The 21,850-nt window shown below is 72.8% G+C and carries 22 protein-coding genes; 8 read left to right on the forward strand and 14 right to left on the reverse strand.

Going from position 1 to position 21,850, the window contains the following annotated elements:
- Window positions 1-2: 2 nt before the first annotated feature.
- The 5 genes from ABT001_RS05350 to ABT001_RS05370 all read right to left on the reverse strand — a co-directional run bounded on the left by ABT001_RS05350 (window position 3) and on the right by ABT001_RS05370 (window position 5,343).
- Complete coding sequence (locus tag ABT001_RS05350) at window positions 3-1,277, reverse strand: glycerate kinase family protein (RefSeq protein ID WP_351272684.1); 1,275 nt, start codon at window positions 1,275-1,277, stop codon at window positions 3-5.
- 54 nt (window positions 1,278-1,331) lie between these two features.
- Window positions 1,332-2,747: an SLC13 family permease gene (locus tag ABT001_RS05355; RefSeq protein ID WP_351272686.1), complete on the reverse strand. Its 1,416-nt coding sequence runs from the start codon at window positions 2,745-2,747 to the stop codon at window positions 1,332-1,334.
- A gap of 121 nt (window positions 2,748-2,868) precedes the next feature.
- Complete coding sequence (locus tag ABT001_RS05360; protein WP_351272689.1) at window positions 2,869-3,528, reverse strand: response regulator transcription factor; 660 nt, start codon at window positions 3,526-3,528, stop codon at window positions 2,869-2,871.
- Window positions 3,525-5,045, reverse strand: coding sequence for a sensor histidine kinase (locus tag ABT001_RS05365; protein ID WP_502967424.1), 1,521 nt, complete (start codon window positions 5,043-5,045; stop codon window positions 3,525-3,527). The genes ABT001_RS05360 and ABT001_RS05365 overlap by 4 nt, the downstream gene beginning before the upstream one ends.
- Window positions 4,996-5,343 (reverse strand): small hydrophilic protein, encoded by a 348-nt coding sequence (locus ABT001_RS05370; protein ID WP_351272691.1) that lies wholly within the window; start codon window positions 5,341-5,343, stop codon window positions 4,996-4,998. The genes ABT001_RS05365 and ABT001_RS05370 overlap by 50 nt, the downstream gene beginning before the upstream one ends.
- A 201-nt stretch (window positions 5,344-5,544) precedes the next feature.
- Between ABT001_RS05370 and ABT001_RS05375 the strand changes: the two genes are divergently transcribed.
- Window positions 5,545-7,188 (forward strand): DNA repair helicase XPB, encoded by a 1,644-nt coding sequence (locus tag ABT001_RS05375; RefSeq protein WP_351272693.1) that lies wholly within the window; start codon window positions 5,545-5,547, stop codon window positions 7,186-7,188.
- A 15-nt stretch (window positions 7,189-7,203) separates the two neighbouring features.
- Here the strand turns inward: ABT001_RS05375 and ABT001_RS05380 are convergent, their stop codons facing one another.
- Window positions 7,204-7,395, reverse strand: coding sequence for a hypothetical protein (locus tag ABT001_RS05380; protein WP_351272695.1), 192 nt, complete (start codon window positions 7,393-7,395; stop codon window positions 7,204-7,206).
- Between the two features lie 475 nt (window positions 7,396-7,870).
- Here ABT001_RS05380 and ABT001_RS05385 point away from each other — a divergent pair, with 475 nt between their 5' ends.
- Together ABT001_RS05385 and ABT001_RS05390 are read left to right on the forward strand one after the other, a co-directional pair.
- Complete coding sequence (locus ABT001_RS05385) at window positions 7,871-9,946, forward strand: HelD family protein (RefSeq protein ID WP_351272698.1); 2,076 nt, start codon at window positions 7,871-7,873, stop codon at window positions 9,944-9,946.
- Between the two features lie 77 nt (window positions 9,947-10,023).
- Entirely contained in the window at window positions 10,024-10,929 is a 906-nt protein-coding gene (locus tag ABT001_RS05390) for a MerR family transcriptional regulator (protein WP_351273067.1), read from the forward strand.
- Between the two features lie 61 nt (window positions 10,930-10,990).
- On the opposite strand, the gene ABT001_RS05395 is transcribed toward ABT001_RS05390, so the two are convergent.
- A complete protein-coding gene (locus ABT001_RS05395; RefSeq protein ID WP_351273070.1) occupies window positions 10,991-11,194 on the reverse strand; it encodes a GPP34 family phosphoprotein in 204 nt (67 codons plus the stop codon).
- Between the two features lie 262 nt (window positions 11,195-11,456).
- Between ABT001_RS05395 and ABT001_RS05400 the strand changes: the two genes are divergently transcribed.
- Window positions 11,457-12,443: a lytic polysaccharide monooxygenase auxiliary activity family 9 protein gene (locus ABT001_RS05400; RefSeq protein WP_502967425.1), complete on the forward strand. Its 987-nt coding sequence runs from the start codon at window positions 11,457-11,459 to the stop codon at window positions 12,441-12,443.
- Window positions 12,444-12,453: 10 nt separating this feature from the next.
- Here ABT001_RS05400 and ABT001_RS05405 read toward each other — a convergent pair whose 3' ends face one another.
- From ABT001_RS05405 to ABT001_RS05425, 5 genes are all read right to left on the reverse strand, one after another.
- Window positions 12,454-13,143 (reverse strand): copper homeostasis protein CutC, encoded by a 690-nt coding sequence (locus ABT001_RS05405; RefSeq protein WP_351272700.1) that lies wholly within the window; start codon window positions 13,141-13,143, stop codon window positions 12,454-12,456.
- Window positions 13,144-13,327: 184 nt separating this feature from the next.
- Entirely contained in the window at window positions 13,328-14,734 is a 1,407-nt protein-coding gene (locus ABT001_RS05410; RefSeq protein ID WP_351272703.1) for a lipase family protein, read from the reverse strand.
- A gap of 109 nt (window positions 14,735-14,843) precedes the next feature.
- Window positions 14,844-15,707, reverse strand: a complete 864-nt coding sequence (locus ABT001_RS05415; protein WP_351272706.1) for a 5-oxoprolinase subunit C family protein — start codon at window positions 15,705-15,707, stop codon at window positions 14,844-14,846.
- Window positions 15,704-16,351, reverse strand: a complete 648-nt coding sequence (locus tag ABT001_RS05420; RefSeq protein WP_351273076.1) for a 5-oxoprolinase subunit B family protein — start codon at window positions 16,349-16,351, stop codon at window positions 15,704-15,706. Before ABT001_RS05420 ends, ABT001_RS05415 begins: the two co-directional genes overlap by 4 nt.
- A complete protein-coding gene (locus ABT001_RS05425; RefSeq protein ID WP_351273078.1) occupies window positions 16,348-17,097 on the reverse strand; it encodes a LamB/YcsF family protein in 750 nt (249 codons plus the stop codon). Before ABT001_RS05425 ends, ABT001_RS05420 begins: the two co-directional genes overlap by 4 nt.
- 91 nt (window positions 17,098-17,188) lie before the next feature.
- On the opposite strand from ABT001_RS05425, the gene ABT001_RS05430 reads away from it, so the two are divergent.
- Together ABT001_RS05430 and ABT001_RS05435 are read left to right on the forward strand one after the other, a co-directional pair.
- Window positions 17,189-17,854 (forward strand): HD domain-containing protein, encoded by a 666-nt coding sequence (locus tag ABT001_RS05430; protein ID WP_351272709.1) that lies wholly within the window; start codon window positions 17,189-17,191, stop codon window positions 17,852-17,854.
- Between the two features lie 83 nt (window positions 17,855-17,937).
- A complete protein-coding gene (locus ABT001_RS05435; RefSeq protein WP_351273080.1) occupies window positions 17,938-19,179 on the forward strand; it encodes a Cmx/CmrA family chloramphenicol efflux MFS transporter in 1,242 nt (413 codons plus the stop codon).
- Here the strand turns inward: ABT001_RS05435 and ABT001_RS05440 are convergent.
- Together ABT001_RS05440 and ABT001_RS05445 are read right to left on the reverse strand one after the other, a co-directional pair.
- Window positions 19,130-19,402 (reverse strand): DUF4031 domain-containing protein, encoded by a 273-nt coding sequence (locus tag ABT001_RS05440; RefSeq protein WP_351272711.1) that lies wholly within the window; start codon window positions 19,400-19,402, stop codon window positions 19,130-19,132. The two genes, ABT001_RS05435 and ABT001_RS05440, sit on opposite strands and share 50 nt — an antisense overlap.
- Window positions 19,399-19,767 carry a DUF8819 family protein gene (locus tag ABT001_RS05445; RefSeq protein WP_351272714.1) on the reverse strand — a complete coding sequence of 123 codons (369 nt, stop codon included), beginning with the start codon at window positions 19,765-19,767 and terminating at the stop codon, window positions 19,399-19,401. The genes ABT001_RS05440 and ABT001_RS05445 overlap by 4 nt, the downstream gene beginning before the upstream one ends.
- A gap of 134 nt (window positions 19,768-19,901) precedes the next feature.
- Between ABT001_RS05445 and ABT001_RS05450 the strand changes: the two genes are divergently transcribed.
- Both ABT001_RS05450 and murQ read left to right on the forward strand, forming a co-directional pair.
- Complete coding sequence (locus ABT001_RS05450; RefSeq protein WP_351272717.1) at window positions 19,902-20,819, forward strand: MurR/RpiR family transcriptional regulator; 918 nt, start codon at window positions 19,902-19,904, stop codon at window positions 20,817-20,819.
- A gap of 58 nt (window positions 20,820-20,877) precedes the next feature.
- Window positions 20,878-21,846, forward strand: coding sequence for an N-acetylmuramic acid 6-phosphate etherase (gene murQ, locus ABT001_RS05455; protein ID WP_351272720.1), 969 nt, complete (start codon window positions 20,878-20,880; stop codon window positions 21,844-21,846).
- Window positions 21,847-21,850: the final 4 nt, after the last annotated feature.

Genomic DNA, 21,850 nt, shown 5'->3' on the forward strand with positions numbered 1-21,850 from the left:
CGCTACGGCCCGGCCTGGGCCAGCACGCCGGGCGCCACCGCGCGGGGGCCCGGTGTGCCGTGGCCGGGCGTGCCGGTCGACGTCAGGCCGATCCCGATCAGCACCATGCGCAGCGCACGCTCCGAGGCGTCGGCGAGGAACTCAGCGCCCCGGTCGAGCGCCTCCGCCAGGCCCACCGGCGCGGGCAGGATGCCGCTGTACGCGTCGACGCCCGACTCCCGCACCTGCTGGGCCCCTTCGCCGATCGTCCCGGCCAGGGCGAGCACCGGGCGGCCGAAGAGCTTGGCCCGGCGCGCCACCTCGGCGGGCACCTTGCCGCGCGGGGTCTGCAGGTCCAGGGCGCCCTCGGCGGTGATCACGAGGTCGGCGCGGGCCAGCCGCGCGTCCAGGTCGAGGTGGTCGAGCAGCACCTCGAAGCGCGGGAGCAGCCGCGCGCCGAGCGCGGCGAGACCCGCGCCGAGCCCGCCCGAGGCACCGGTGCCGGGCCCGTGGCGCAGGGAGTCCGTCGGGGCCGTGTCCGGCGCGCCGCACAGGCGGGGGCGTACGTCACGGGCGAGCACGCCCGCCCAGTGGTCGAGGGCCTCGGACAGCTCCTCGACCTGGCGCGCGGTCGCCCCCTTCTGCGGGCCGAAGACCCGGGCCACTCCCTGCGGCCCGCACAGCACGTTGTACGGATTGCAGGCGACGAGCATCTCCGCCTCGGAGAGCCGGGGGTCGAGGCCCGAGGCGTCGATGCGGGAGAGACGGCGCAAGGATCCTCCGCCCGGGGGGAGTTCACGTCCGTCGGCGTCGAGAAGCCGGGCCCCCAGCGCCTGGAGCGCGCCCGCGCCGCCGTCGGACGTCCCCGAGTCCCCGCAGCCGACGAGGATGCGGTGCGCCCCGGCGTCCAGGGCTCCACGGATGAGCTCGCCGACTCCGTACGTCGTCGTGGCGACCGGGTCACGGCGGTCCGTGGGCACCAGACCGAGCCCCGCCACCGCGGCCATCTCCACCACGGCGGTGCGGGGCCCGTGGGTGGAGCCGCCGAGCAGGGCGAAGTGCGTGGCGACCGGCTCGCCGACCGGTCCCGTCGCCGTACGGTGCACCAGCCGGCCCCCGGTGGCGGCGGCCAGCGCCTGTGCGGTGCCCTCGCCCCCGTCGACGAGCGGGATGAGGTCGATCTCGGCGTCGGGGACCACACGCAGCAGCCCCTCCGCGATGGCCTGCGCGGCCTCCTGCGCGGACAGGGACTCCTTGAAACCGCTGGGTGCGACGGCGAAACGGTAGGTAGCGGGCATGACTGCTCCTGAGATGGCAGGTGAAGGATGAAGTGGAGGGGGGCGGTCGCTCCGTCAGGGCGCGACGCCGAGCAGCGGCCAGACGCCGAGCGCGAAGAGCAGGACGACCGCCGCGCTCAGCGGTGCCAGCACCGCGGACAGGCGCAGCAGGTCCCGTGGGGTGTACGTCGGGACGTCCGGGATGTCGGCGAAGAGGGCCACCGGCTTGGCGGAGGCGGGCAGGGTGTGACAGAACCCCGCGGCGGCGGTGGAGGCCAGGGCGGCGGCCACCGGGTTGATCCCGAGCCCCGCTGCCGCCGCCACGACCAGCGGCACGAGCACGCTGGAGCGGGCGGAGCGCGACTGGAGCACCAGATGAGCGGCGGTGCTGAGGACGACGACCACCGCCAGGAAGGCCCAGGTGGGCACCCCGGTGCCGGTGGGCAGCCCCGAGACGAGCCACTCCGCGGCCCCCGACTGCGAGAGCGCGGCACCCATCGCCATCGTGGCCGCCATGAACAGCAGCAGCGACCAGGGCACCGTCGACAGGGCGTCCTTCAGCCGGACCGTGCCCAGGGCCGGTGACGCGGCGACGACCGCGCCGATCAGCGCCACCAGGGCCGGGGGCACCCCGTGCAGGGGCTCGCTGCACCACAGCAGCACCACCGTGCCCAGCAGCATCGCGCACCGCGCCTCGCCCGCCTCCAGCGGACCGGTCACCGGCTTGTCGCTGTGCTCCTGGATCTCCTCCACGGTGATGCGGACAGGTCCTTGCCGGTCCTCCCGCCGTGTCGTGGTGAGCAGCACGAGCTCCGCCGCGAGGTGGGAGGCGACCACGGCCAGCGGCAGCCCCAGCAGGAGCCACTGGGTGAAGCCGATGCGCTCTCCGGTGACCTCCCAGAGCACGGACACCGTGATCAGGTGCGCGCCGGCCCCGATGAGCGTGGCCACCGCCGACAGGAGGATGACGGTGGGGAAGAGCAGCGCCAGCATGACGACCAGCCGCTTACGGTCGGACAGCGCCTTGGCCAGGGCCAGGAAGACGGGCAGGGCGAGCGCCGCCCGCCCCGAGGTCGCCGGCACGGCGAACGCGGTCAGCACCAGGGCCGTGGTCGTCAGGTGCACCAGCTGCCGCACGGTGCGGGCCCCGCCGACCAGGAAGGCCGCCGCCCGGCCCGCGAGCCCGCTGCGCGACACCGCGGCGGCGATCACGAAGGCGCAGATCAGCAGCCAGACGGTGGAGTCGCCGAGGGTCGCGAACAGGGTGTCGCTGCTGATCACTCCCGCGGCGGCGAGCACGAGACCCGCGCCGAGCGCGATGTACGTGTCGTCCACCGCGGTCCCGATCCAGGCGCAGGTGGCGACGGCGAACACGACCAGGGTGATCCGACCGTCCACGTCGAGGCCCCGCACGACTCCGGGCACGAGCAGCACCACGCACACGATCGACGCGGCGCACGCCGTCACCGTCTGCCGGATGGTCAGGTTCACCTGGGCTCCTCCACGGGGTGTGTCAGGGCCGGTTCCGGCCTGTGTCACCCAGTCTGCGAAGCCGCGGTGAGCCCCTCATGAGCCGTCCATGAAGGAAAGTTCATGCGCGCGGGGCCCGCGCTCACCGCATCCGGTACCCCATGCCCCGTACGGTCTCCAGCCGCTCGGCGCCGAGCTTCTTGCGCAGCGCGCGGACATAGACGTCCACGATGTTGGAGCCGGGGTCGAAGTCGTAGCCCCACACGTGCGACAGGATCTGCTCGCGTGACAGCACCTGGTCGGTGTGGCGCAGGAAGAGTTCGAGCAGGACGAACTCCCGTGCCGTCAGGTCCACGGTGCGTTCGTCGGCCCTGGCCCGCCGGGTGCGCAGGTCGAGGGTGAGGTCCCCGCTGCGCAGTACGGTCACCTCCGGGACCCGGGCCGCGGTGCGCAGCCGGAGCCGTACGCGCGCCAGCAGCTCCTCGAAGCGGAACGGCTTGGTCATCCAGTCGTCCGCGCCGCCCTCCAGGCCGGCGACCGTGTCCCGCACCGAGTCCCGCGCGGTCAGCACGATCACCGGGGTCGTGACCTGGGCCTCGCGTACCTCCCGCAGCACCGAGAAGCCGTCGAGGTCCGGCAGGCCGATGTCCAGGACGATCAGGTCGAAGCCGCCCGTGCACGCGTAGTCGACGGCCGTACGCCCGTCGCCGGCGACCGTCGTGGTGAAGCCGTTGGCCCGCAGGCCCTTCTCGACGAAGGCGGCGATCCGCTCCTCGTCCTCGACGACGAGAATCCTGCTCACAGTCCGAAAGCCTCCACATCAGGTTCCGCGTCGGGTTCGGCGACGGGCGAGCAGGGCAGCAGCAGGACGAAGGTCGCCCCGCCGCCGGGGGTGGCACGCAGGTCGACGCGACCCCGGTGGCCTTCCGCGATGGCCTTGACGATCGAAAGCCCCAGCCCCGCACCGCTGCCGCGCGAGCCGCGCCGGGCGGCTCCGCGGCGGAACCGCTGGAAGATCACCTCGGCGTCCTGCGGCCGTACTCCTGAGCCGCTGTCCGCGACGTACAGCTCCACCTCGCCGGTCTCCGTCAGCCGCGAACCGATGCGGATCTCCGCGCCGGGAGCCGTGTGCTGGACGGCGTTCTGCGCGAGCTGCACCATCGCCTGGGTGATCCGCTGCGGGTCGAGCACCGCCCAGCCGTCGGCTCCGCCGTCCAGCTTCCAGTCGCGGCGCCCCAGCGCCCGTACCTTCACGTAGACGTCCGCGGTCAGCTCGGCGAGCTGCACCGGTTCGGGATGGGTGAAGTCGGAGCGTTCGGCCTTGGCGAGCAGCAGCAGGTCCTCGACGATCCGGCTCATCCGGTCGAGCTCGTCGGTGACCAGCCGCACGGTCTCCTCGCGCTCGGCCGGGTCGTCGCCCATCAGCTCCAGATGGCCGCGCACGATGGTGATCGGGGTGCGCAGCTCGTGCCCGGCGTCGTCGATGAACTGCCGCTGGGTCCCGAAGGCACGCTCCAGCCGGTCCAGCATCGCGTTGAACGTCTCGGCGAGCGCCGAGATGTCGTCCCGCCCGTGGACGGGGATACGGCGGGTGAGGTCCTGTTCAGTGAGCTGCGCGGCGGTGGTGCGTACGAGCCGGACGGGCGCGAGTATCCGCCCGGCGACGACCCAGGCGATGCCGGTGGTCATCAGCAGGGCCACACCCGAGATGGCGAGCAGGACGCGGAAGACTCCGTTCACCACGGCCCGTTCGCCGTCCGCGTGGAAGGCGACCACGAAGGTCCCCTGCGCGGTCCCGCCGCCACTGCCGACGTCGACCTTCGCCCAGCGGATGTCGCCGTCGGGCCGCTGCAGGGTTCCCGTGCTCTCCGACGACCCGGTGATCGTCCTCAGCGCGCCGCGGTCCTTGTGGAGGGGCAGAGCGGTGGCTATCTCCCGGTTCTGCCGGAGCGTCGAGGGCCCGGCTCCCTCGGTGACGACGGCGAGCAGCTCCTCACCGGTGTCGGCGTACTGCCGCTGGAGATGCACCTCCAGCAGCCGCCGGGGCCCGTCGAAGGGGGCGCCGGTGTCGGGGTCCTTGCCGTGCTCGACGAAGTTCGCGAACTCCTGGGTCTCCTGGGCGAGCAGCGTGTTGATCCGGTGGTCCAGGTCGCCCAGCAGGATGGAGCGCGTGGTGGTCGCGACCGCGGCGAGCGCCACGGTCATCACCACCAGCAGCCAGAGCAGGATGCGGACCCGGGCCGATATCCGGTGCCGGGCCGCGGACGGCTCATCCGTCGTCGTTGCCGTCGTCGTCGGCACCGGCGGTTCCGTCGTCATCGGTGTCGTCGGCGTCATCGTCGTCCGTGTCGGTGGCGGGTGGCTGCGGGACGACGACGTCGCTCGGCGGCGCCGTCGGGTCGGTGCTGCCCGGGCTCGGGTCGGTGCTGCCGTCCGGCCCCGGACCGGCGGTGCTGCCGGGATCCGGGCTGCCCGACGGCGAGCCGCGGTCCAGGTCGACCCGGGCGGGTACCTCCGGCCGGGCGGGGCTGTCTGCCAGCGCGTAGCTGGTCGCGGCGATGCCCAGCGGGATCGCGACGACGGCTGCGAGGGTGGCGATACGGTGCGAGAAGGCCATACGCGGAGCCTGCCGCTCCCGACCGGCGGCCCGCATGAAGCCAAGATGAGGAAACCTTCATCTTGGCTTCCGGCGGTCCCGGGCGGTGCGTCTGGTCCATGGCCTCAACGTAGCCGCCCGGTCGCCGCCCCGATGCGGCACACTGGACGTTTGGCCGTTCGCACCCGGGCGGCCACCCCCCGCAGGAAAGGGCCGACGCGCGTGACCGGACCCCTCATCGTCCAGAGCGACAAGACGCTGCTCCTCGAAGTCGACCACGAACTGGCCGAGGCCTGCCGTCGGGTCATCGCGCCCTTCGCCGAGCTGGAACGTGCCCCCGAGCACATCCACACCTACCGCGTGACCCCGCTCGGTCTGTGGAACGCCCGCGCCGCGGGGCACGACGCCGAGCAGGTCGTCGACGCGCTCGTGGAGTACTCGCGCTACCCCGTGCCGCACGCGCTCCTCGTCGACATCGCCGAGACGATGGCGCGGTACGGCCGTCTCACCCTGTCCAAGCACCCGGTCCACGGGCTGGTGCTGACGTCCAACGACCGGCCGGTGCTGGAGGAGATCCTCCGCTCCAAGAAGGTCCAGCCGCTGGTCGGGGCGCGTCTCGACCCGGACACCGTGGCGGTGCACCCCTCCGAGCGCGGGCAGATCAAGCAGACGCTGCTGAAGCTGGGCTGGCCCGCCGAGGACCTCGCCGGGTACGTCGACGGCGAGGCGCACCCCATCGAGCTCGACCAGGACGGCTGGGCGCTGCGCCCGTACCAGAAGCAGGCCGTGGAGGGCTTCTGGCACGGCGGCTCGGGCGTCGTCGTCCTCCCCTGCGGGGCGGGCAAGACGCTGGTCGGCGCCGGGGCCATGGCCGAGGCCAAGGCGACCACGCTGATCCTGGTCACCAACACCGTGTCCGCCCGGCAGTGGAAGCACGAGCTGGTGAAGCGGACCTCGCTGACCGAGGAGGAGATCGGCGAGTACAGCGGTACGCGCAAGGAGATCCGGCCGGTCACCATCGCCACGTACCAGGTGCTGACGACCCGCCGTAAGGGGATCTACCCGCACCTGGAGCTGTTCGACTCCCGTGACTGGGGCCTGGTGATCTACGACGAGGTGCACCTGCTGCCCGCGCCCGTCTTCAAGTTCACCGCCGATCTCCAGGCCCGTCGGCGCCTGGGGCTCACCGCGACGCTGGTGCGCGAGGACGGCCGCGAGTCGGACGTCTTCTCGCTCATCGGGCCCAAGCGGTTCGACGCACCGTGGAAGGAGATCGAGGCGCAGGGCTACATCGCGCCCGCCGACTGCGTCGAGGTCCGCGTGAACCTCACGGACTCGGAGCGCCTGGCGTACGCGACGGCCGAGGCCGAGGAGAAGTACCGCTTCTGCGCGACGACCGCGACGAAGCGGAAGGTCACCGAGGCGCTCGTACGCAAGCACCAGGGCGAGCAGACCCTCGTCATCGGTCAGTACATCGACCAGCTCGACGAGCTCGGTGAGCACCTGGACGCCCCGGTGATCAAGGGCGAGACGAGCAACGCGCAGCGCGAGAAGCTGTTCGAGGCGTTCCGGCAGGGCGAGATCAGCGTGCTGGTCGTGTCGAAGGTCGCGAACTTCTCGATCGACCTGCCGGAGGCGACGGTCGCCATCCAGGTGTCCGGGACGTTCGGTTCGCGCCAGGAGGAGGCGCAGCGGCTCGGCCGGGTGCTGCGGCCGAAGGCGGACGGGCACGAGGCCCGGTTCTACTCGGTGGTCGCCCGCGACACGATCGACCAGGACTTCGCTGCGCACCGCCAGCGGTTCCTGGCCGAGCAGGGGTACGCCTACCGGATCGTCGACGCGGACGAGTTGCTGACGGAGAGCTGAGAGCCGGTCCGGGGTTCAGCGGTGGCGGCGGACGACGCCCGCCTCCTCCGCGTACTCCCCGAGGACGGCCACACCGAACGCGGTGCGTGCGAAGACGGAGACGGCGCGCACCGCGTCTCCCATGCGGTGGCTGTGTGGCTGACCGGTCGCCGCGGTCGCGCCGTGCGCGGGCCCGGTCCTGCGTGGGTTCCGATAAAGGGTGCTCATGCATTCCATGGTGCTCCGGCCACCCGCGCCCAGGCATCGGCCCGCGGCCTGACCTCACCGGCGGCGCCGTAGGCCGGAAGTCGCATGCCGTCCCCTACGGGAGTGACCCGGGGGGCTGTCCCGGGCGGGGCTGTCGGCCTCCGGTGAGCCGGAGCAGCAGGACGGGCCCCCGGGCCGGCAGCCGGCCCCGGACAGCCGGGGGCCGCGATCTATCCGTTCGCTCCCAGGGGCGGCGCTCGGTACACTCGCCGGTCTGCCCGCCTCCCGCACCGTGGTACCGGCCCGCCCCTCTGAGCGGCCGGCAGCCGGGGGAGCGCCGCCGACCGGACGGAAACCGGCCGACATCAGCCGCACGCGCCCACCCGCGTGCGGATCTCTGTGTGTGAACGTCCCCGAGCGGGCCGGGCGGTGAGCCCTGCCCGCCGTCCTGCGTCGAAGAGCCGTCGAGACGCGTCGAAGAGCCGGAGGCAACACCGTGCCCGCGCACGAAGAGTCACGAAACCCACTGGTCAGGGAGCAGGCGCACCTGGCCGCGTCCCGTGCCGCGCTGCGCGCCATGCGAGAGGACGTGCAGGCACTCGACATCCGTGATGTCACCGCGAACTGGGTCAACGCCGCGGTCCTGCAGGCCCAGATCGACGACCGCATCAAGGCACTCGCGGACCTCTCCCACACCCCGCTGTTCTTCGGCCGCCTCGACTACCTGCACGTCGTCGGCGCCGAGAAGGCGGAGGGCTCCGAGGGGGAGCAGTTCTACATCGGGCGCCGCCATGTGCACGACGCCCACGGCGACCCCATGGTCATCGACTGGCGCGCGCCGGTCTCGCAGCCCTTCTACCAGGCCTCCAGGAACAAGCCGCTGGACGTCGACCGCCGCCGCCGCTTCGGCTACACCGGGGGCGAGCTCACCGCGTACGAGGACGAGCGCCTCACCGACCCGACGGAGACCGAGCAGACCAGCAAGCTCCTCCAGGCGGAGATCGAGCGGCCCCGAGTGGGTCCGATGCGCGACATCGTGGCGACGATCCAGCCGGAGCAGGACGAGATCGTCCGGAGCGACCTCGGCGGGACGGTCTGCGTCCAGGGGGGTCCGGGCACCGGGAAGACGGCCGTCGGCCTGCACCGTGTCGCCTACCTCCTGTACGCGCACCGTGAGCGCCTCGCCCGCACCGGCACCCTCGTCGTCGGCCCGAACCGGTCGTTCCTGCACTACATCGAGCAGGTGCTGCCGGCCCTGGGCGAGCTGGAGGTGCAACAGGCCACCGTCGAGGACCTGGTGGCGGCACGCGTCGAGGTGCGCGGCACGGACGAGTCCGCCGCCGCGGTGATCAAGGGCGACGCCAGGATGGCCGAGGTGCTGCGGCGTGCGATCCGCTCGCACGTGACGCCCCCGACGGAGCCGGTGGTCGTGGTGCGCGGCTCCCGCCGCTGGCGGGTCCCGGCGTACGAGGTCGAGGAGATGACAGCCGAGCTGCTGGCCCGCGACATGCGGTACGGGGCGGCCCACGAGGCCCTTCCGCAGCGCATCGCGCACGCCGTCCTCGTCCGGATGGAGGAGGCCGGCGAGGCGCCGGACGACCGGGTGCAGAACGCGGTGGCGCGCACTCCGGCGGTGAAGGCGGCCGTGAAGGCGATCTGGCCGGCGGTGGACCCGTCGAAGCTGGTGCTGCGCCTCCTGACCGACGCGGATTTCCTGGCCGCGCACGCGCAGGGCGTCCTCACCGGCGACGAGCAGAAGCGGATCCTCATGGCGAAGCCCGCCCGCAGTGTGAAGTCGGCGAGGTGGACGGCGGCGGACGCGGTCCTGATCGACGAGGCCGCCGACCTGGTCGCCCGGACGCACTCGCTGGGCCACGTCGTCATCGACGAGGCCCAGGACCTGTCCCCGATGCAGTACCGCGCGGTGGGCCGCCGCTGCTCGACCGGCTCGGCGACGGTGCTCGGCGACCTGGCGCAGGGGACGACGCCGTGGTCGACGCAGAGCTGGGAACAGGCGCTGTTCCACCTGGGCAAGGCGGATGCCGTGGTGGAGGAACTGACGGCCGGCTTCCGAGTGCCGCGCGAAGTGATCGCGTACGCCTCGCGTCTGCTCCCCGCGATCTCTCCGGGCCTGGCCCCGGTGGAGTCGGTGCGTGAGACGCCCGGCTCCCTCTCGGTACGTGGGGTGGCTGCGGAGGAGCTGGAGGCGGCGGTGGTCGCGGCGTGCGAGGAGTCGCTGCGTCACGAGGGCTCGATCGGTCTGATCGCCGCCGACGCCCGTGTCCCGTCCCTGTCGGCCGCCCTCGCGGCGGCCGGACACAGCTGCCTCTCCCCCGGCGAGGAGACGACGGCGGAATCCCGGCTGACCCTGGTCCCGGCCTCGCTGGCCAAGGGCCTGGAGTACGACTACGTCGTCCTGGACGAACCGGCGGCCGTGGTCGACGGCGAACCCGACGAACGCACGGGCCTGCGCCGCCTGTACGTGGCCCTGACCCGCGCGGTCTCGGGCCTCACGGTCCTCCACGCGGCCCCGCTGCCGGAGCGGCTCGGCCAAGGGCCGAGCGCGGCATAGGTGGGGAGGTTGCACCTTCCGTAGCGGCATGTGGTCCGGTGGACCCACGTCCCGATCTTGAGGAAAGGTCCGTGCTCATGCATTCGTCCTTCATGCCACCCCGCCAGGTCAAGATCGGTGACGCGGCGGCCTTCGCCGGCACCACGCCACGGGCGATCCGCCATTACCACGAGATCGGCCTGCTCCCCGAGCCCGAGCGCGGCGGCGATGACCGCCGCCGCTACGGGTACGAGGACATGATCCGCCTGCTGTGGATCCGCAAGATGGCCGACGCCGGGATCGCCCTGGACGACATCCGTGACGCCTTGACCACCGGCACGGCTTCCGCCGGTGCGGACGGCGGAGACGGTATCGCGGGCCTCCTGGAACGGCTGGAGGAAACCCTCGCCGAGCAGGAGGCGGAATCGCGGCGGCAGCGGACCGCCGTGCAGCGGATGCGTACCGAAGGCAGCCGGATGGGCCTGCTCTCCGACTTCGTCACCGATCGCCTCAAGAGCCTGCCCGAGGGCTCCCTGCGCCAGGCGGACCTGGACATCCTGCTGGTCACCGAGCGGATCTTCGGCCCGCTCGGCGCGGCCGTCCAGGCCACCCGCTTCATCGCCCTGGCCACACATCCGACTCTGCGTGAGGCATCCGACCGCGTCGATGAGGCCGAGGAGGCACTCGACGACAGCGTCGCCGTCGATGATCCACGGGTGGCCCGGGTGGCCGCCGAACGGCGCGCCTTCGAGAGCGCCCTGCACGCCGTCATCGAGGAGTCCGGCCTGGAGGAGGAGGACGACGCCCTCTTCGACGCCTGGGACATCTTGCACCCCGTCTCCGACGATGAGGACGAGGCCGGCCGCGGCTCCGGCAGGCGGGAGGCCGGCTCCATGAGCGCGTTCGAAGCCACCGGCAAGATGCCCTACGACTTCTCCCCGGCCCGCCTGCGCTGCATGGAACTGGCCGAAGGACTCTCCGCCGAAGACTCACCGGCTACCTGACCCTGCCGAGGCGGACGACGGACAGGACCAGACAGGTCAGGTCAGGTCAGGTCAGGTCAGGTCACGACACCGCGGTGATCACCGTGACGGTGGTGACCGCCACCATCGCCGCCTGCATGGTGCGGATCGCCGCGCGGACGTCGTCGCCCGCCCACCGGCCCTCCGCGATCTTCTTCATGCGCGGCTTCACCTCCCGCACCGGCACCTCGGGGAAAGCAAGGCGGTGCAGCTCGGCGGCGTGGATCAGGGCGACGAGGCCGGCCAGGCCGTGAGCAGTTCCCGGTCACCCGCGCAAGAAGTTGAGGCAGTCACTGCACGGGGCGTTTACAGACCATCCGGCGCGCGCTACGTTTTTGGGAGCGCTCCCACGAGCCCTTCTCCCCCCACCCGCACCACACGACGACAGGTCGGTCGCCGGACACGGGACGGTCCGGCACCGCCATCTCCGGCGCTCGGCGCTCCACGCGCGCGGGCGGGGTCGCCAGGGTCATCTGCCCCATCAGAGAATCCCGAAGGAGATCAACCTCATGGCCATGCGAAACACCGCTCGGCGAACGGCGCGGTTACGCGCCCCCCGCACACTGAGCTTCCTGGGAGCCGGCCTCCTGACCCTCACCCTGGCCGGCCTGTCCAGCCCCGCGTCCGCCCACGGTGTCGCCATGGAGCCGGGCTCTCGCAGCTACCTCTGCTACAAGGACATGATCGCGAGCGGGAACCAGACCCCGTCCAACCCGGCCTGTGCCGCCGCGGTCGCGCAGACCGGCACCACACCGCTGTACAACTGGTTCGGGGTCCTGGACTCCAACGGCGGCGGACGGACCAAGGGGTACATCCCCGACGGCGAGCTCTGCAGCGGGGGCCACAACGGCCCGTACAACTTCTCCTCGTACAACGCGGCCCGCACCGACTGGCCGACGACGCACCTCACCGCGGGCTCCACCACCCAGGTGAAGTACAGCAACTGGGCTGCCCATCCGGGCAAGTTCGACGTCTACATCACCAAGGACGGCTGGTCACCGAACCAGCCCCTGGCCTGGGACGACCTGACGCTCACCCAGACCGTGAGCAATCCGCCGCAGGCGGGTGGCGCGGGCTCGGACGGGGGCAACTACTACTGGAACCTCCAGCTCCCGCAGGGCAAGACCGGCAAGCACATGCTCTTCATCCACTGGATCCGCTCGGACAGCCAGGAGAACTTCTACTCCTGCTCCGACGTCGTCTTCGACGGGGGCAGGGGCGAGGTCACCGGCATGAACGGCAGCCGCATGTCGGCGGCCGAGCTGGCGGCGGCCGAGGAGAAGGCCGGGATCGAGCCCGCAGCGGTCCACGAGGAGCACGCCGGTCACGCCGCCGCAGCCGGTGAGGCCGACCTGGTGGCCTCCACCGACGACTCCTCGGCCGGCTATCTGCCCGCCGCCACGGCCCTCTCGCTGACGGGAGCCGCCCTGGTGTTCGGCGCAGGAGCCGTGGCCCAGAGCCGGCGGCGTCGTCGGGAGGCCGGCCGGAACGGCTGACGGCCCCGCCTCACCCGTCCAGGGCTTCGCGCCACTCCCGTACCGCCGCCTCGTCCACCGGCTCCGACCAGCCGCCCGGACGTGCCGCCCCTCCGATGTGGAAGGCTTCGATGCCCGCCGCGCGGAGGGGCGGCAGGTGGTCCAGGCGCAGGCCGCCGCCCACCATGATCCGCGGTTCGTAGCCGGGCACGTCCGAGCGCGCCGCTTCGGCGAGCAGGGTCTCCATGCCCGCGTCGACGCCGCGTGCCGAGCCCGCGGTGAGGTAGGTGTCCAGCCCCGGCAGGTCGGCGAGGTGCTTGCGCAGGATGTCGCGGTCGGCTGCCCGGTCGATGGCTCGGTGGAAGGTCCACGGGCAGCCGTTCAGCTCGGCGACGAGCCGCTCGACGGCCACCAGGTCGACGTGGCCGTCCTGGTCGAGGAAGCCGAGGACGAACTCCTCCGCACCGGCGGCGCGCATCGCCCGCGCCTTCTCCACGAGAACGGCGATGTCACCGGCCGCGAAGCCGTCCGCGACCCTGAGCATGACCCGCAACGGGATGTCCACGGCCGCTCTGATCTCCGCGAAGACCTCCACCGACGGGGTGAGACCGTCGGCCGCCATGTCGGTGACGAGTTCGAGGCGGTCCGCACCACCGGCCTGCGCCGCGACCGCGTCCTCCGCGTCGAGAGCGATCACCTCCAGGACTGCATGGTTGCTCATGGTGATCCATTCCTTCGGAGCGGCGACGGACTACAGGTCTAGTCCAATAACCAGACTACGGTCCCTTACCCCTCGGCGCAGCTCCTCCCCGGGGGACACGCGCGTGAACATGGGTGAGGCCGCGACGGCATCCGCCGAGAACGGATGCGCGCCGCGGCCTCACAGGTCACGAGGTGCGGGTGCGTCAGGGCTGGACCGGCATGGACCAGCAGTTGGACGTGGCCTTCTTGCCGGAGAGACGGTCGGTCATCCAGGAGATGGCACTGCCCTGGTCGGTGAGGTAGGGAGCGAGGTGGTTGGTGAGGATCTTGTCGCCGAGATTGGGCAGCAGGACGGCTTCGTAGGTCACGTTCGCGCCCTTGCCGCACCAGTCGACCGCGAGCTGCCTGGCCTGCTCGTGTCCGACGATGTCGTCGTGCACCCCGGTCGCCAGCCGCACCGGGGCGGCCGGCTTCAGGTTGCCGATGCGCTGCTGGGCGAGGACCGTCCGCAGCTTCGGCTCGACCGCGATGACGTCGGCGAGTGACGAGCCGTCGGCGGTCCACTTCCTGCTGTCGGTGAAGGCGTAGCCGAGGATCGCGTCACCCACGCACATGGTCGAGGTGTTCTTGAGCGCGGCCTTGCCCGCGTCGTTCGTGTGGGCGTCGATGACCGCCTTCAGGGACGGGTCGGTCTGGGCGAAGCCGTTGATCGACCAGCCCAGCGCACCGGCCAGGGCGCTGCCGTCGATGCCCTTCATGACCTCGGTGAGGTCGGCGGGCGGGGCCCCGGCGTAGGTGCCCGCCAGGTTGACGTCGGGGGCGTACGAGGGCTGCAGTTCGGCCGCCGCCGCACTGGCGCCGCCGCCCTGGCTGTAGCCGTAGAGGCCGACCCGTGACTCGGGGGTGAGCGAGGTGCCCGCGACGGAGCGCGCCGCGCGGGCCGCGTCCAGGAGGGCGTGCCCCTCGTCGACGCGGTTGACGTAGGTGTGGAGCCGGTCGGTCGCGCCGAGGCCGGCGTAGTCGGTGACGACGACGGCGGCACCGGCGGCGAGGAAGCGGTAGACCGCGAGGTTGTCGTAGCCGATGGACACCGTGCCCTCGCCGATGGTCAGCGGGCGCTGGAGCGAGAGCGACGGGGCGCACTGGTCGCCCTGGCCCATGGTCCCCGAGGCGAGCGCCACCAGGGGGCGGGGTCCGGTGCCCCTCCACGCGGCCGCCGGTTCGATGTACGCGCCGGTGACGGCGACGGGCCCGCCGCCCGCGTCGGTGGACTTGTACATCAGCCGTGTCGCGGTGCCGGGCAGCTGACGGCCGTCCAGGCCGGGGAGGCTCAGCCCGAGGGGCAGCGGCTCGGTGCGGACGAGGGATCCGTCGGCTGCGGGCAGTTGCGTCGGCGGGTTGTAGAAGGCCGGGATGGTGACACCCCGGGAGACCACCGGCTCCGACCCGGCGGGGCCGGCGGCCGAGGCCGGTACGGCCACCGCGCCCAGGCAGATGGCGGCGACCACGGAGGCGACCAGCAGGCGCCCCGTACGGCGTCCCTGCCGACGGGGTTCCAGGTGGGGGGTGTTCACGGTCGAGCTCGAACGGGTGGTCCTGCGCAGACTCACGGCTCACTCCTCGCTCTGCTCCGATGCATGTCAGCGCAAGCTAGCACTGGGTCGTTACTGGAGGTAACTCACCGGTAAGTTACGCTTCGGTAACGTGCGGTCGGTGCCCTCACGCCCGTACGAAGCGCACGCTCGCACCCGGGACCGCCTGCGCCGCCCCCGCCAGCGCCGCTTCCGCGACCACGCCGACGACCGGGTAACCCCCGGTCGTGGGATGGTCGTTCAGGAACACCACGGGGAGCCCGTCCGGCGGCACCTGGACGGCCCCCAGCAGCATGCCCTCGCTGGGCAGTTCACCGGCCCTGGCACGCCGCAGGGCGGGGCCCTCCGTGCGCAGCCCGATGCGGTTGCTGCGCTCCGAGACCCGGTACACGGCGGTGGTGAGCGTGCGCAGCGCCGCCTCCGTGAACCAGCTGTCGCGCGGGCCCGGATACAGCGGCAGCACCAGCTCGGCGGGCACGCCCGGCCAGGGCACGGCGTCGACGGCCGGGGGTGCGGGGCCCGCGGGGCCCAGCGGGAGCAGGTCGCCCTCGCTCAGGACCGGTGGGCCGAGCCCCGAGAGCAGGTCGGTGGACCGGCTGCCGAGCACCGGCTCGGGCACCAGGCCCCCCGCGAACGCCAGGTAGCCGCGCACCCCGCGCACCGCCGGCCCGGCCTCCAGCACCGCACCACCGGGCACGCGGACGGGCGCGCCCCAGGCGACGGGCCGGCCGTCCACCGTGACCCTGCACCCCGCCCCTCCCACCACGGCGAGCACCGACCGGGTGCCGGTCACCCGGACCGCGCACCCCGTGAGCGTGGTCTCCAGCACCGCCGCGTCCGGCGCATTGCCGACGAGCCGGTTGGCCAGCCTCCGCGCCGGGCCGTCCAGGGCGCCTGCCCGGGGGACGCCGAGGTGCGCCCAGCCGGTACGGCCCTCGTCCTGCACGGTGGTCAGGGCACCAGCCCTGACCACTTCCAGCCCCGGGCTCATCTGCTCACCCCCACCGCCACGAAGCGCACCCGGGCACCCGGGTCGAGCAGCGCCGCCGGTTCACGCCCCGGGTCCCAGAGCGCCTCGGGTTCCGGCATCCGGCCGATGAGCTGCCAGCCGCCGGGCGAAGTGCGCGGATAGACCCCGGTGTACGGTCCGGCGAGGGCGAGCGCCCCGGCGGGCACCCGGGTCCGGGGTGTGGCCCGGCGCTCCACGCCCAAGTGCGCGGGCAGGCCCGTCAGATAGCCGAAGCCGGGCGCGAAACCGCAGAAGGCCACCCGGAATTCCGTACGCGTGTGGATGCGCACCACCTCCGCCACGGAGACGCCCCACGCCCCGGCCACCTCGGCGAGGTCCGGGCCGTCGTAGACGACGGATATCTCGACGGCCTTCCCCGTGCCCCGGCTCAGCGGTGGCACGGTCCACGACCGCAGCCGCCCCGCGAGGGTGCCGTCAGCCACCCCGCCGGCCACCCCGTCCAGCAGCACCGTCCGCGCACCGGGGACGATCTCGCGCACGCCGGTCAGCTCCCCGGCTGCCCGGCGGCGCAGCAGCTCGGCGTGGAAGGCCTCGGCCTCCTCACCGGATTCCAGCTCCACCAGCAGGGCACGGGGCCCGGCCGCCAGCACCCGGACGCCGCTCATGCGAAGGCCCGTACGCACACGCCGGCTTCCTCCAGCGCCCGCCGGACCCGCAGGGCGAGCGCCGCGGCCCCCGGGGTGTCCCCGTGGACGCACAACGACCGTGCGGCGACCGCTATCCGGCTGCCGTCCACCCCGGTCACGGCACCGTCGACGGCCATGCCGACACTGCGGCGTACGACCTCGTCGGCGTCGTGCACCACGGCGCCCGCCTCGCTCCGCGGCACCAGCGTGCCCTGCGGGGTGTAGGCGCGGTCCGCGAACGCCTCCTCCACGGCGGTCAGCCCCGCCGCCCCGGCGTGCGCGAGCAGCCGCGAACCGGGCAGGCCGAGCACCGCCGGGCGCCCGCCCGCCAGCAGCACACCCGCCACGACGGCGGCGGCCTGCTCCTCGTCGTGGACGACACGGTTGTAGAGGGCGCCGTGCGGCTTCACGTACGAGACGGTGGAACCGGCCGCCTCCGCGAAGACCCGCAGGGCGCCGATCTGATAGGCGATCTCGGCGGTGAGCTCCGCCGCGGGTACGTCCATGGCCCGTCGCCCGAAACCGGCCAGGTCGCGGTAGGAGACCTGCGCCCCGATGCGTACACCCCGCTCCGCCGCCGTGTCGCAGACCCGCCGCATCACGGAGGCGTCACCGGCGTGGAAGCCGCAGGCGACATTGGCGCTGGTGACACAGGTCAGCAGTGCCTCGTCCTCGGTGAGGGTCCAGCGTCCGAACCCCTCCCCCAGGTCGGCGTTGAGATCGATGAGACACGTGGGTTCCGCCGCTTCCGTCACGGCCGCACGCTAACGACCGGCCGCACCGCCCGACAAGGTCTCCCCCGCCTACAGTCGCGGTATGACCGACGCCACCGCGCTCCGCACCCGCTGGCAGGACGCCCTCGTCGCCGCCCGGGGCGACGCAGCGGGCCCCGACCCGCTGCCGTACGCCGACGACCTCCTGGGCCGCTGGGCCGAACCCCAACGGCGCTACCACGGCACCGCCCACCTGACGCAGGTCCTGGACCGCGTCGACACCCTCGCCGGTCACGCCTCGGACCCCGACCTGGTGCGCCTGGCCGTCTGGTTCCATGACGCGGTCTACCGCCCGGACCGCTCCGAGAACGAGGAGCGCAGTGCGGCCCTCGCCGAGCGGGCCCTGCCCGAGGCCGGGGTCCCCGACGCGGCGACCGCCGAGGTCGCCCGGCTGGTCCGGCTCACCGTCACCCACGACCCCGCGGACGGCGACACCAACGGCGAGGTGCTGTGCGACGCGGACCTGGCGATCCTGGCGGCGGCCCCCAAGGAGTACGCGGCGTACGCGGCTCAGGTGCGGGAGGAGTACGGCTTCGTCCCCGACGAGGCGTTCCGCGCGGGCCGGTCGGCCGTCCTGCGGCAGCTGCTGGGGCTGCCCCGGCTGTTCCGTACGCCCCACGGTGCGGCGGAGTGGGAGCCCAGGGCCCGACAGAACCTCACCACCGAGCTGGACCTGCTCACCCGCTCACCCGCTGAGACAGGGGAATGACAGGAACACGAACCCTGTTGGCCACTGGCATGCCCGACTCCACCCCCACTCCCGCCCCCACTCCCGCCCCCGCCCGCCCCCGCATGCCGATGGCGGTCTACATCCTCGGCCTCTCTGTCTTCGCCCTCGGCACCAGTGAGTTCATGCTGTCCGGGCTGCTGCCGCCCATCGCCGACGACATGGACGTGTCGATCCCGCAGGCCGGACTCCTCATATCCGCCTTCGCCATCGGCATGGTGGTCGGCGCCCCGCTGCTCGCCGTCGCCACGCTGCGGCTGCCGCGCCGTACGACGCTGATCGCGCTGATCTCGGTCTTCGGCCTCGGCCAGGTGGCGGGCGCGCTGGCACCGACGTACGAGGTGCTGTTCGTCTCGCGGGTGGTGAGCGCGCTGGCGTGCGCCGGTTTCTGGGCGGTCGGCGCGGCGGTCGCGATCGCGATGGTGCCGGTGAACGCACGGGCCAAGGCGATGGCCGTGATGATCGGCGGGCTGTCGATCGCCAATGTGCTGGGCGTCCCCCTGGGCGCGTTCCTCGGTGAGAGCTTCGGCTGGCGTTCCGCGTTCTGGGCGGTCGGTGCGGCGTCCGCCGTGGCGCTGGTCGGTGTCGTCACCCGTATCCCCCGCATTCCGCTGCCGGACGAGAAGCCGCAGCTCAAGCGGGAGATGGCGATCTACAGGGACCGGCAGGTGTGGCTGTCCATCGTGATCACGGCCCTCGCGGCCGGCGGCGTGTTCTGCGCGTTCAGCTATCTCGCTCCGCTGCTGACGGACGTGGCGGGGCTGAGCTCGGGCTGGGTGCCCTGGGTGCTCGCGCTGTTCGGCGCCGGTGCGGTGATCGGTACGACGATCGGCGGCCGGGTCGCGGACGCGCACCTCTTCGGTGTGCTGCTGAGCGGCATCAGCGCCTCGACCGTCTTCCTGGTGGCGCTGGCCCTGTTCGCGTCGAACCCGACCGCGGTGATCGTCCTGGCCTTCCTCCTCGGGCTGTCCGCGTTCTACACGGCCCCGGCGCTGAACGCCCGCATGTTCAACGTCGCGGGCGTCGCCCCGACGCTGGCCGGTGCGACGACGACGGCCGCGTTCAATCTGGGCAACACGAGCGGCCCGTGGCTGGGTGGTGCGGTGATCGACGCCGACTTCGGCTTCCGGGCGACGGCCTGGGCGGGTGCCGCGATGCTGGTGCTGGGCCTGGTGGCCGTGACGCTCTCGCTGCGGCTGGGCGGCGACGGCAGACCGTCCCGCCGGATCGCGGCGAGCGCAGCCGTCCCGGCTCCCGCTAGCGAGGGGCAGGCCGCCCCTTCGGCCGCCGCAGCCCCGCGCCGGTGAGCCGGCGCACTATCTCCTTCGACCCGACCTCCCGCGCCCCGGCGCGCACCGCGTCCGCGTAACGCGCCTCGGGCACGTCGTAGTGGTCGCGCTCGAAGGCGCGGGGCGGGCAGCCGATCGCGGCGGCGAAGGCGTGCAGCTCGTCGAACGAAACGTCGCTGACCAGGTGCGACCACATGAGGCCGTGCCCCGGCCAGGTCGGCGGGTCGATGTAGACGGTCACCGTCCGAGCACCTCGGAGAGCGAACCCACCCGGGCGACGGACACCGTGGCCTTGGTGCAGACCCAGTGGGGATCGGGGCCGAGCTCCGGCTCGACGTCCAGGGCGTGCGGCCCTTCCTCCGTGCACACCGGGCAGAGCGGCCAGCGCCCGTACTGCTCCAGGAGCGCGTCCTGGACGTCCTGTGCCACGAGCCCCGTGACGAAGGACACGCCCTCGGGCCACTGCTCGACCCACCACCGCCGGTGGGCGACCGCGTCCTCGACCATCGAGACGATCCCGGCCTCGGCCACATCGCCCGCGACGAGGTCGGCCATCACCAGCGCCCGCGCACTATGCAGCTCCCGCTCAACAACGTTCAACTCCATGCCCCCCATTCTCCCCCGGGTCGTTGGGAAGCCACGGACAGCAGAAAGGGGCATATTGCCCACTTTTCCGTCCGTAACCTCCCATCGACCCTGGAGGGATTGACTGGAGGGGGGGTTGGAAATAACTTTCAAGGGTGACCAATGACGTGAAGGAAAGTTTCATGGCGGAGTCGCCACCCGCCCCCGCCGCCCTCGCCGCCAAGGTGCGGACCCTCGCTCCGACCATGACCCGTTCCATGCAGCGGGTCGCCGAAGCGGTCGCGGGTGACCCCGCCGGGTGCGCCGCCCTCACCGTCACCGGTCTCGCCGAGCTCACCGGCACCAGTGAGGCGACCGTCGTCCGCACCGCCCGCCTCCTCGGCTACCCGGGCTACCGGGACCTGCGCCTCGCGCTCGCGGGGCTCGCGGCCCACCAGCTGTCCGGCCGGGCGCCCGCCGTCACGGCCGACATCGCGGTCGACGACCCCATCGCGGACGTCGTCATGAAGCTCGCCCACGACGAGCAGCAGACCCTCGCCGACACGGCGGCGGGCCTGGACACGGTGCAGCTCGGCGCCGCCGTGGCCGCCGCCGCGACCGCGCGCCGCATCGACGTCTACGGGGTCGGCGCGTCCTCCCTCGTCGGCCAGGACCTGGCGCAGAAGCTGCTCCGGATCGGCCTGATAGCCCACGCCCACATGGACCCCCACCTCGCGGTGACCAACGCGGTGCAGCTCCGCTCGGGCGATGTGGCCATCGCGATCACGCATTCCGGGTCCACGGGCGACGTCATAGAGCCGCTCCGGGTCGCCTTCGACCGCGGCGCGACGACGATCGCGATCACCGGCCGGCCGGACGGCCCCGTCTCGCAGTACGCCGACCACGTGCTGACCACGTCCACCGCCCGGGAGAGCGAGCTGCGGCCCGCCGCCATGTCGAGCCGCACGAGCCAGCTCCTCGTCGTCGACTGCCTCTTCATAGGGGTCGCTCAGCGGACGTACGAGACGGCCGCACCCGCACTGTCCGCCTCGTACGAGGCGCTCGCCCACCGCCACACCCCCCGCAGCCGCTGACCACGGCAGCACCCGCACCCGCGCACCGTACGAGAACGAGAAAGCAGAGCCGCTGTCCATGACCTCCACCACCGACCCCAGCACCGACGCCGACACCCCCGGCGGCTACGGGGAGCTGCGCGCCCAGCTCGCCACCCTCACCACCGAGGCGTTCCGGCCGGAGCTCGCCGAGATCGACCAGCTGCCGACGGGCGAGATAGCCCGGATCATGAACGGCGAGGACACCACCGTCCCCGCCGCCGTGGCCGAGAAGCTGCCACAGATCGCCGCCGCGATCGACGCCACCGCCGAGCGCATGGCGCGCGGCGGCCGGCTGATCTACGCGGGCGCCGGCACCGCCGGCCGCCTCGGTGTGCTCGACGCCAGCGAGTGCCCGCCCACCTTCAACACCGACCCGTCCGAGGTCGTCGGCCTGATCGCGGGCGGCCCGTCCGCCATGGTCAAGTCCGTGGAGGGCGCCGAGGACAGCAAGGAGCTGGCCGCCGCGGACCTCGACGGGATGGGGCTCACCGCCGACGACACGGTGGTCGGCATCTCCGCCTCCGGCCGCACTCCGTACGCCATCGGCGCCGTCGAGCACGCCCGCGCGCAGGGCGCGCTCACCATCGGTCTCTCCTGCAACGCGGAATCCGCGCTCGCCGCGGCGGCCGAACACGGCCTGGAGATCGTCGTCGGGCCCGAGCTGCTCACCGGCTCCACCCGTCTCAAGGCGGGCACGGCGCAGAAGCTCGTCCTGAACATGCTGTCGACGATCACGATGATCCGGCTCGGCAAGACGTACGGAAACCTCATGGTCGACGTGCGCGCCTCCAACGAGAAGCTGCGCGCCCGCTCCCGCCGGATCGTCTCCCTCGCCACCGGTGCTTCCGACCAGGAGATCGAGGCGGCACTCGCCGCCACCGACGGCGAGGTCAAGAACGCCATCCTCACGATCCTCGGCGGGGTCGACGGCCCCACCGCCGCCACGCTCCTGGCCGACTCCCACGGCCACCTCCGCGCCGCCCTCGCGGCCGCTCGAACCACCTGACGCA

The organism is Streptomyces sp. NPDC002793 (genome assembly GCF_040295485.1).
Taxonomy (GTDB): domain Bacteria; phylum Actinomycetota; class Actinomycetes; order Streptomycetales; family Streptomycetaceae; genus Streptomyces.

Coding starts and splice junctions, on each gene's coding strand:
- ABT001_RS05400 (WP_502967425.1), top strand. CDS start 11,457: ATGGCCATGCGAAACACCGCTCGGCGAACGGCGCGGTTACGCGCCCCC.
- ABT001_RS05350 (WP_351272684.1), bottom strand. CDS start 1,277: ATGCCCGCTACCTACCGTTTCGCCGTCGCACCCAGCGGTTTCAAGGAG.
- ABT001_RS05390 (WP_351273067.1), top strand. CDS start 10,024: ATGCATTCGTCCTTCATGCCACCCCGCCAGGTCAAGATCGGTGACGCG.
- murQ (WP_351272720.1), top strand. CDS start 20,878: ATGACCTCCACCACCGACCCCAGCACCGACGCCGACACCCCCGGCGGC.
- ABT001_RS05365 (WP_502967424.1), bottom strand. CDS start 5,045: ATGACGACGGAACCGCCGGTGCCGACGACGACGGCAACGACGACGGAT.
- ABT001_RS05415 (WP_351272706.1), bottom strand. CDS start 15,707: ATGAGCCCGGGGCTGGAAGTGGTCAGGGCTGGTGCCCTGACCACCGTG.
- ABT001_RS05405 (WP_351272700.1), bottom strand. CDS start 13,143: ATGAGCAACCATGCAGTCCTGGAGGTGATCGCTCTCGACGCGGAGGAC.
- ABT001_RS05435 (WP_351273080.1), top strand. CDS start 17,938: ATGCCGATGGCGGTCTACATCCTCGGCCTCTCTGTCTTCGCCCTCGGC.
- ABT001_RS05445 (WP_351272714.1), bottom strand. CDS start 19,767: ATGGAGTTGAACGTTGTTGAGCGGGAGCTGCATAGTGCGCGGGCGCTG.
- ABT001_RS05430 (WP_351272709.1), top strand. CDS start 17,189: ATGACCGACGCCACCGCGCTCCGCACCCGCTGGCAGGACGCCCTCGTC.
- ABT001_RS05370 (WP_351272691.1), bottom strand. CDS start 5,343: ATGGCCTTCTCGCACCGTATCGCCACCCTCGCAGCCGTCGTCGCGATC.
- ABT001_RS05380 (WP_351272695.1), bottom strand. CDS start 7,395: ATGAGCACCCTTTATCGGAACCCACGCAGGACCGGGCCCGCGCACGGC.
- ABT001_RS05420 (WP_351273076.1), bottom strand. CDS start 16,351: ATGAGCGGCGTCCGGGTGCTGGCGGCCGGGCCCCGTGCCCTGCTGGTG.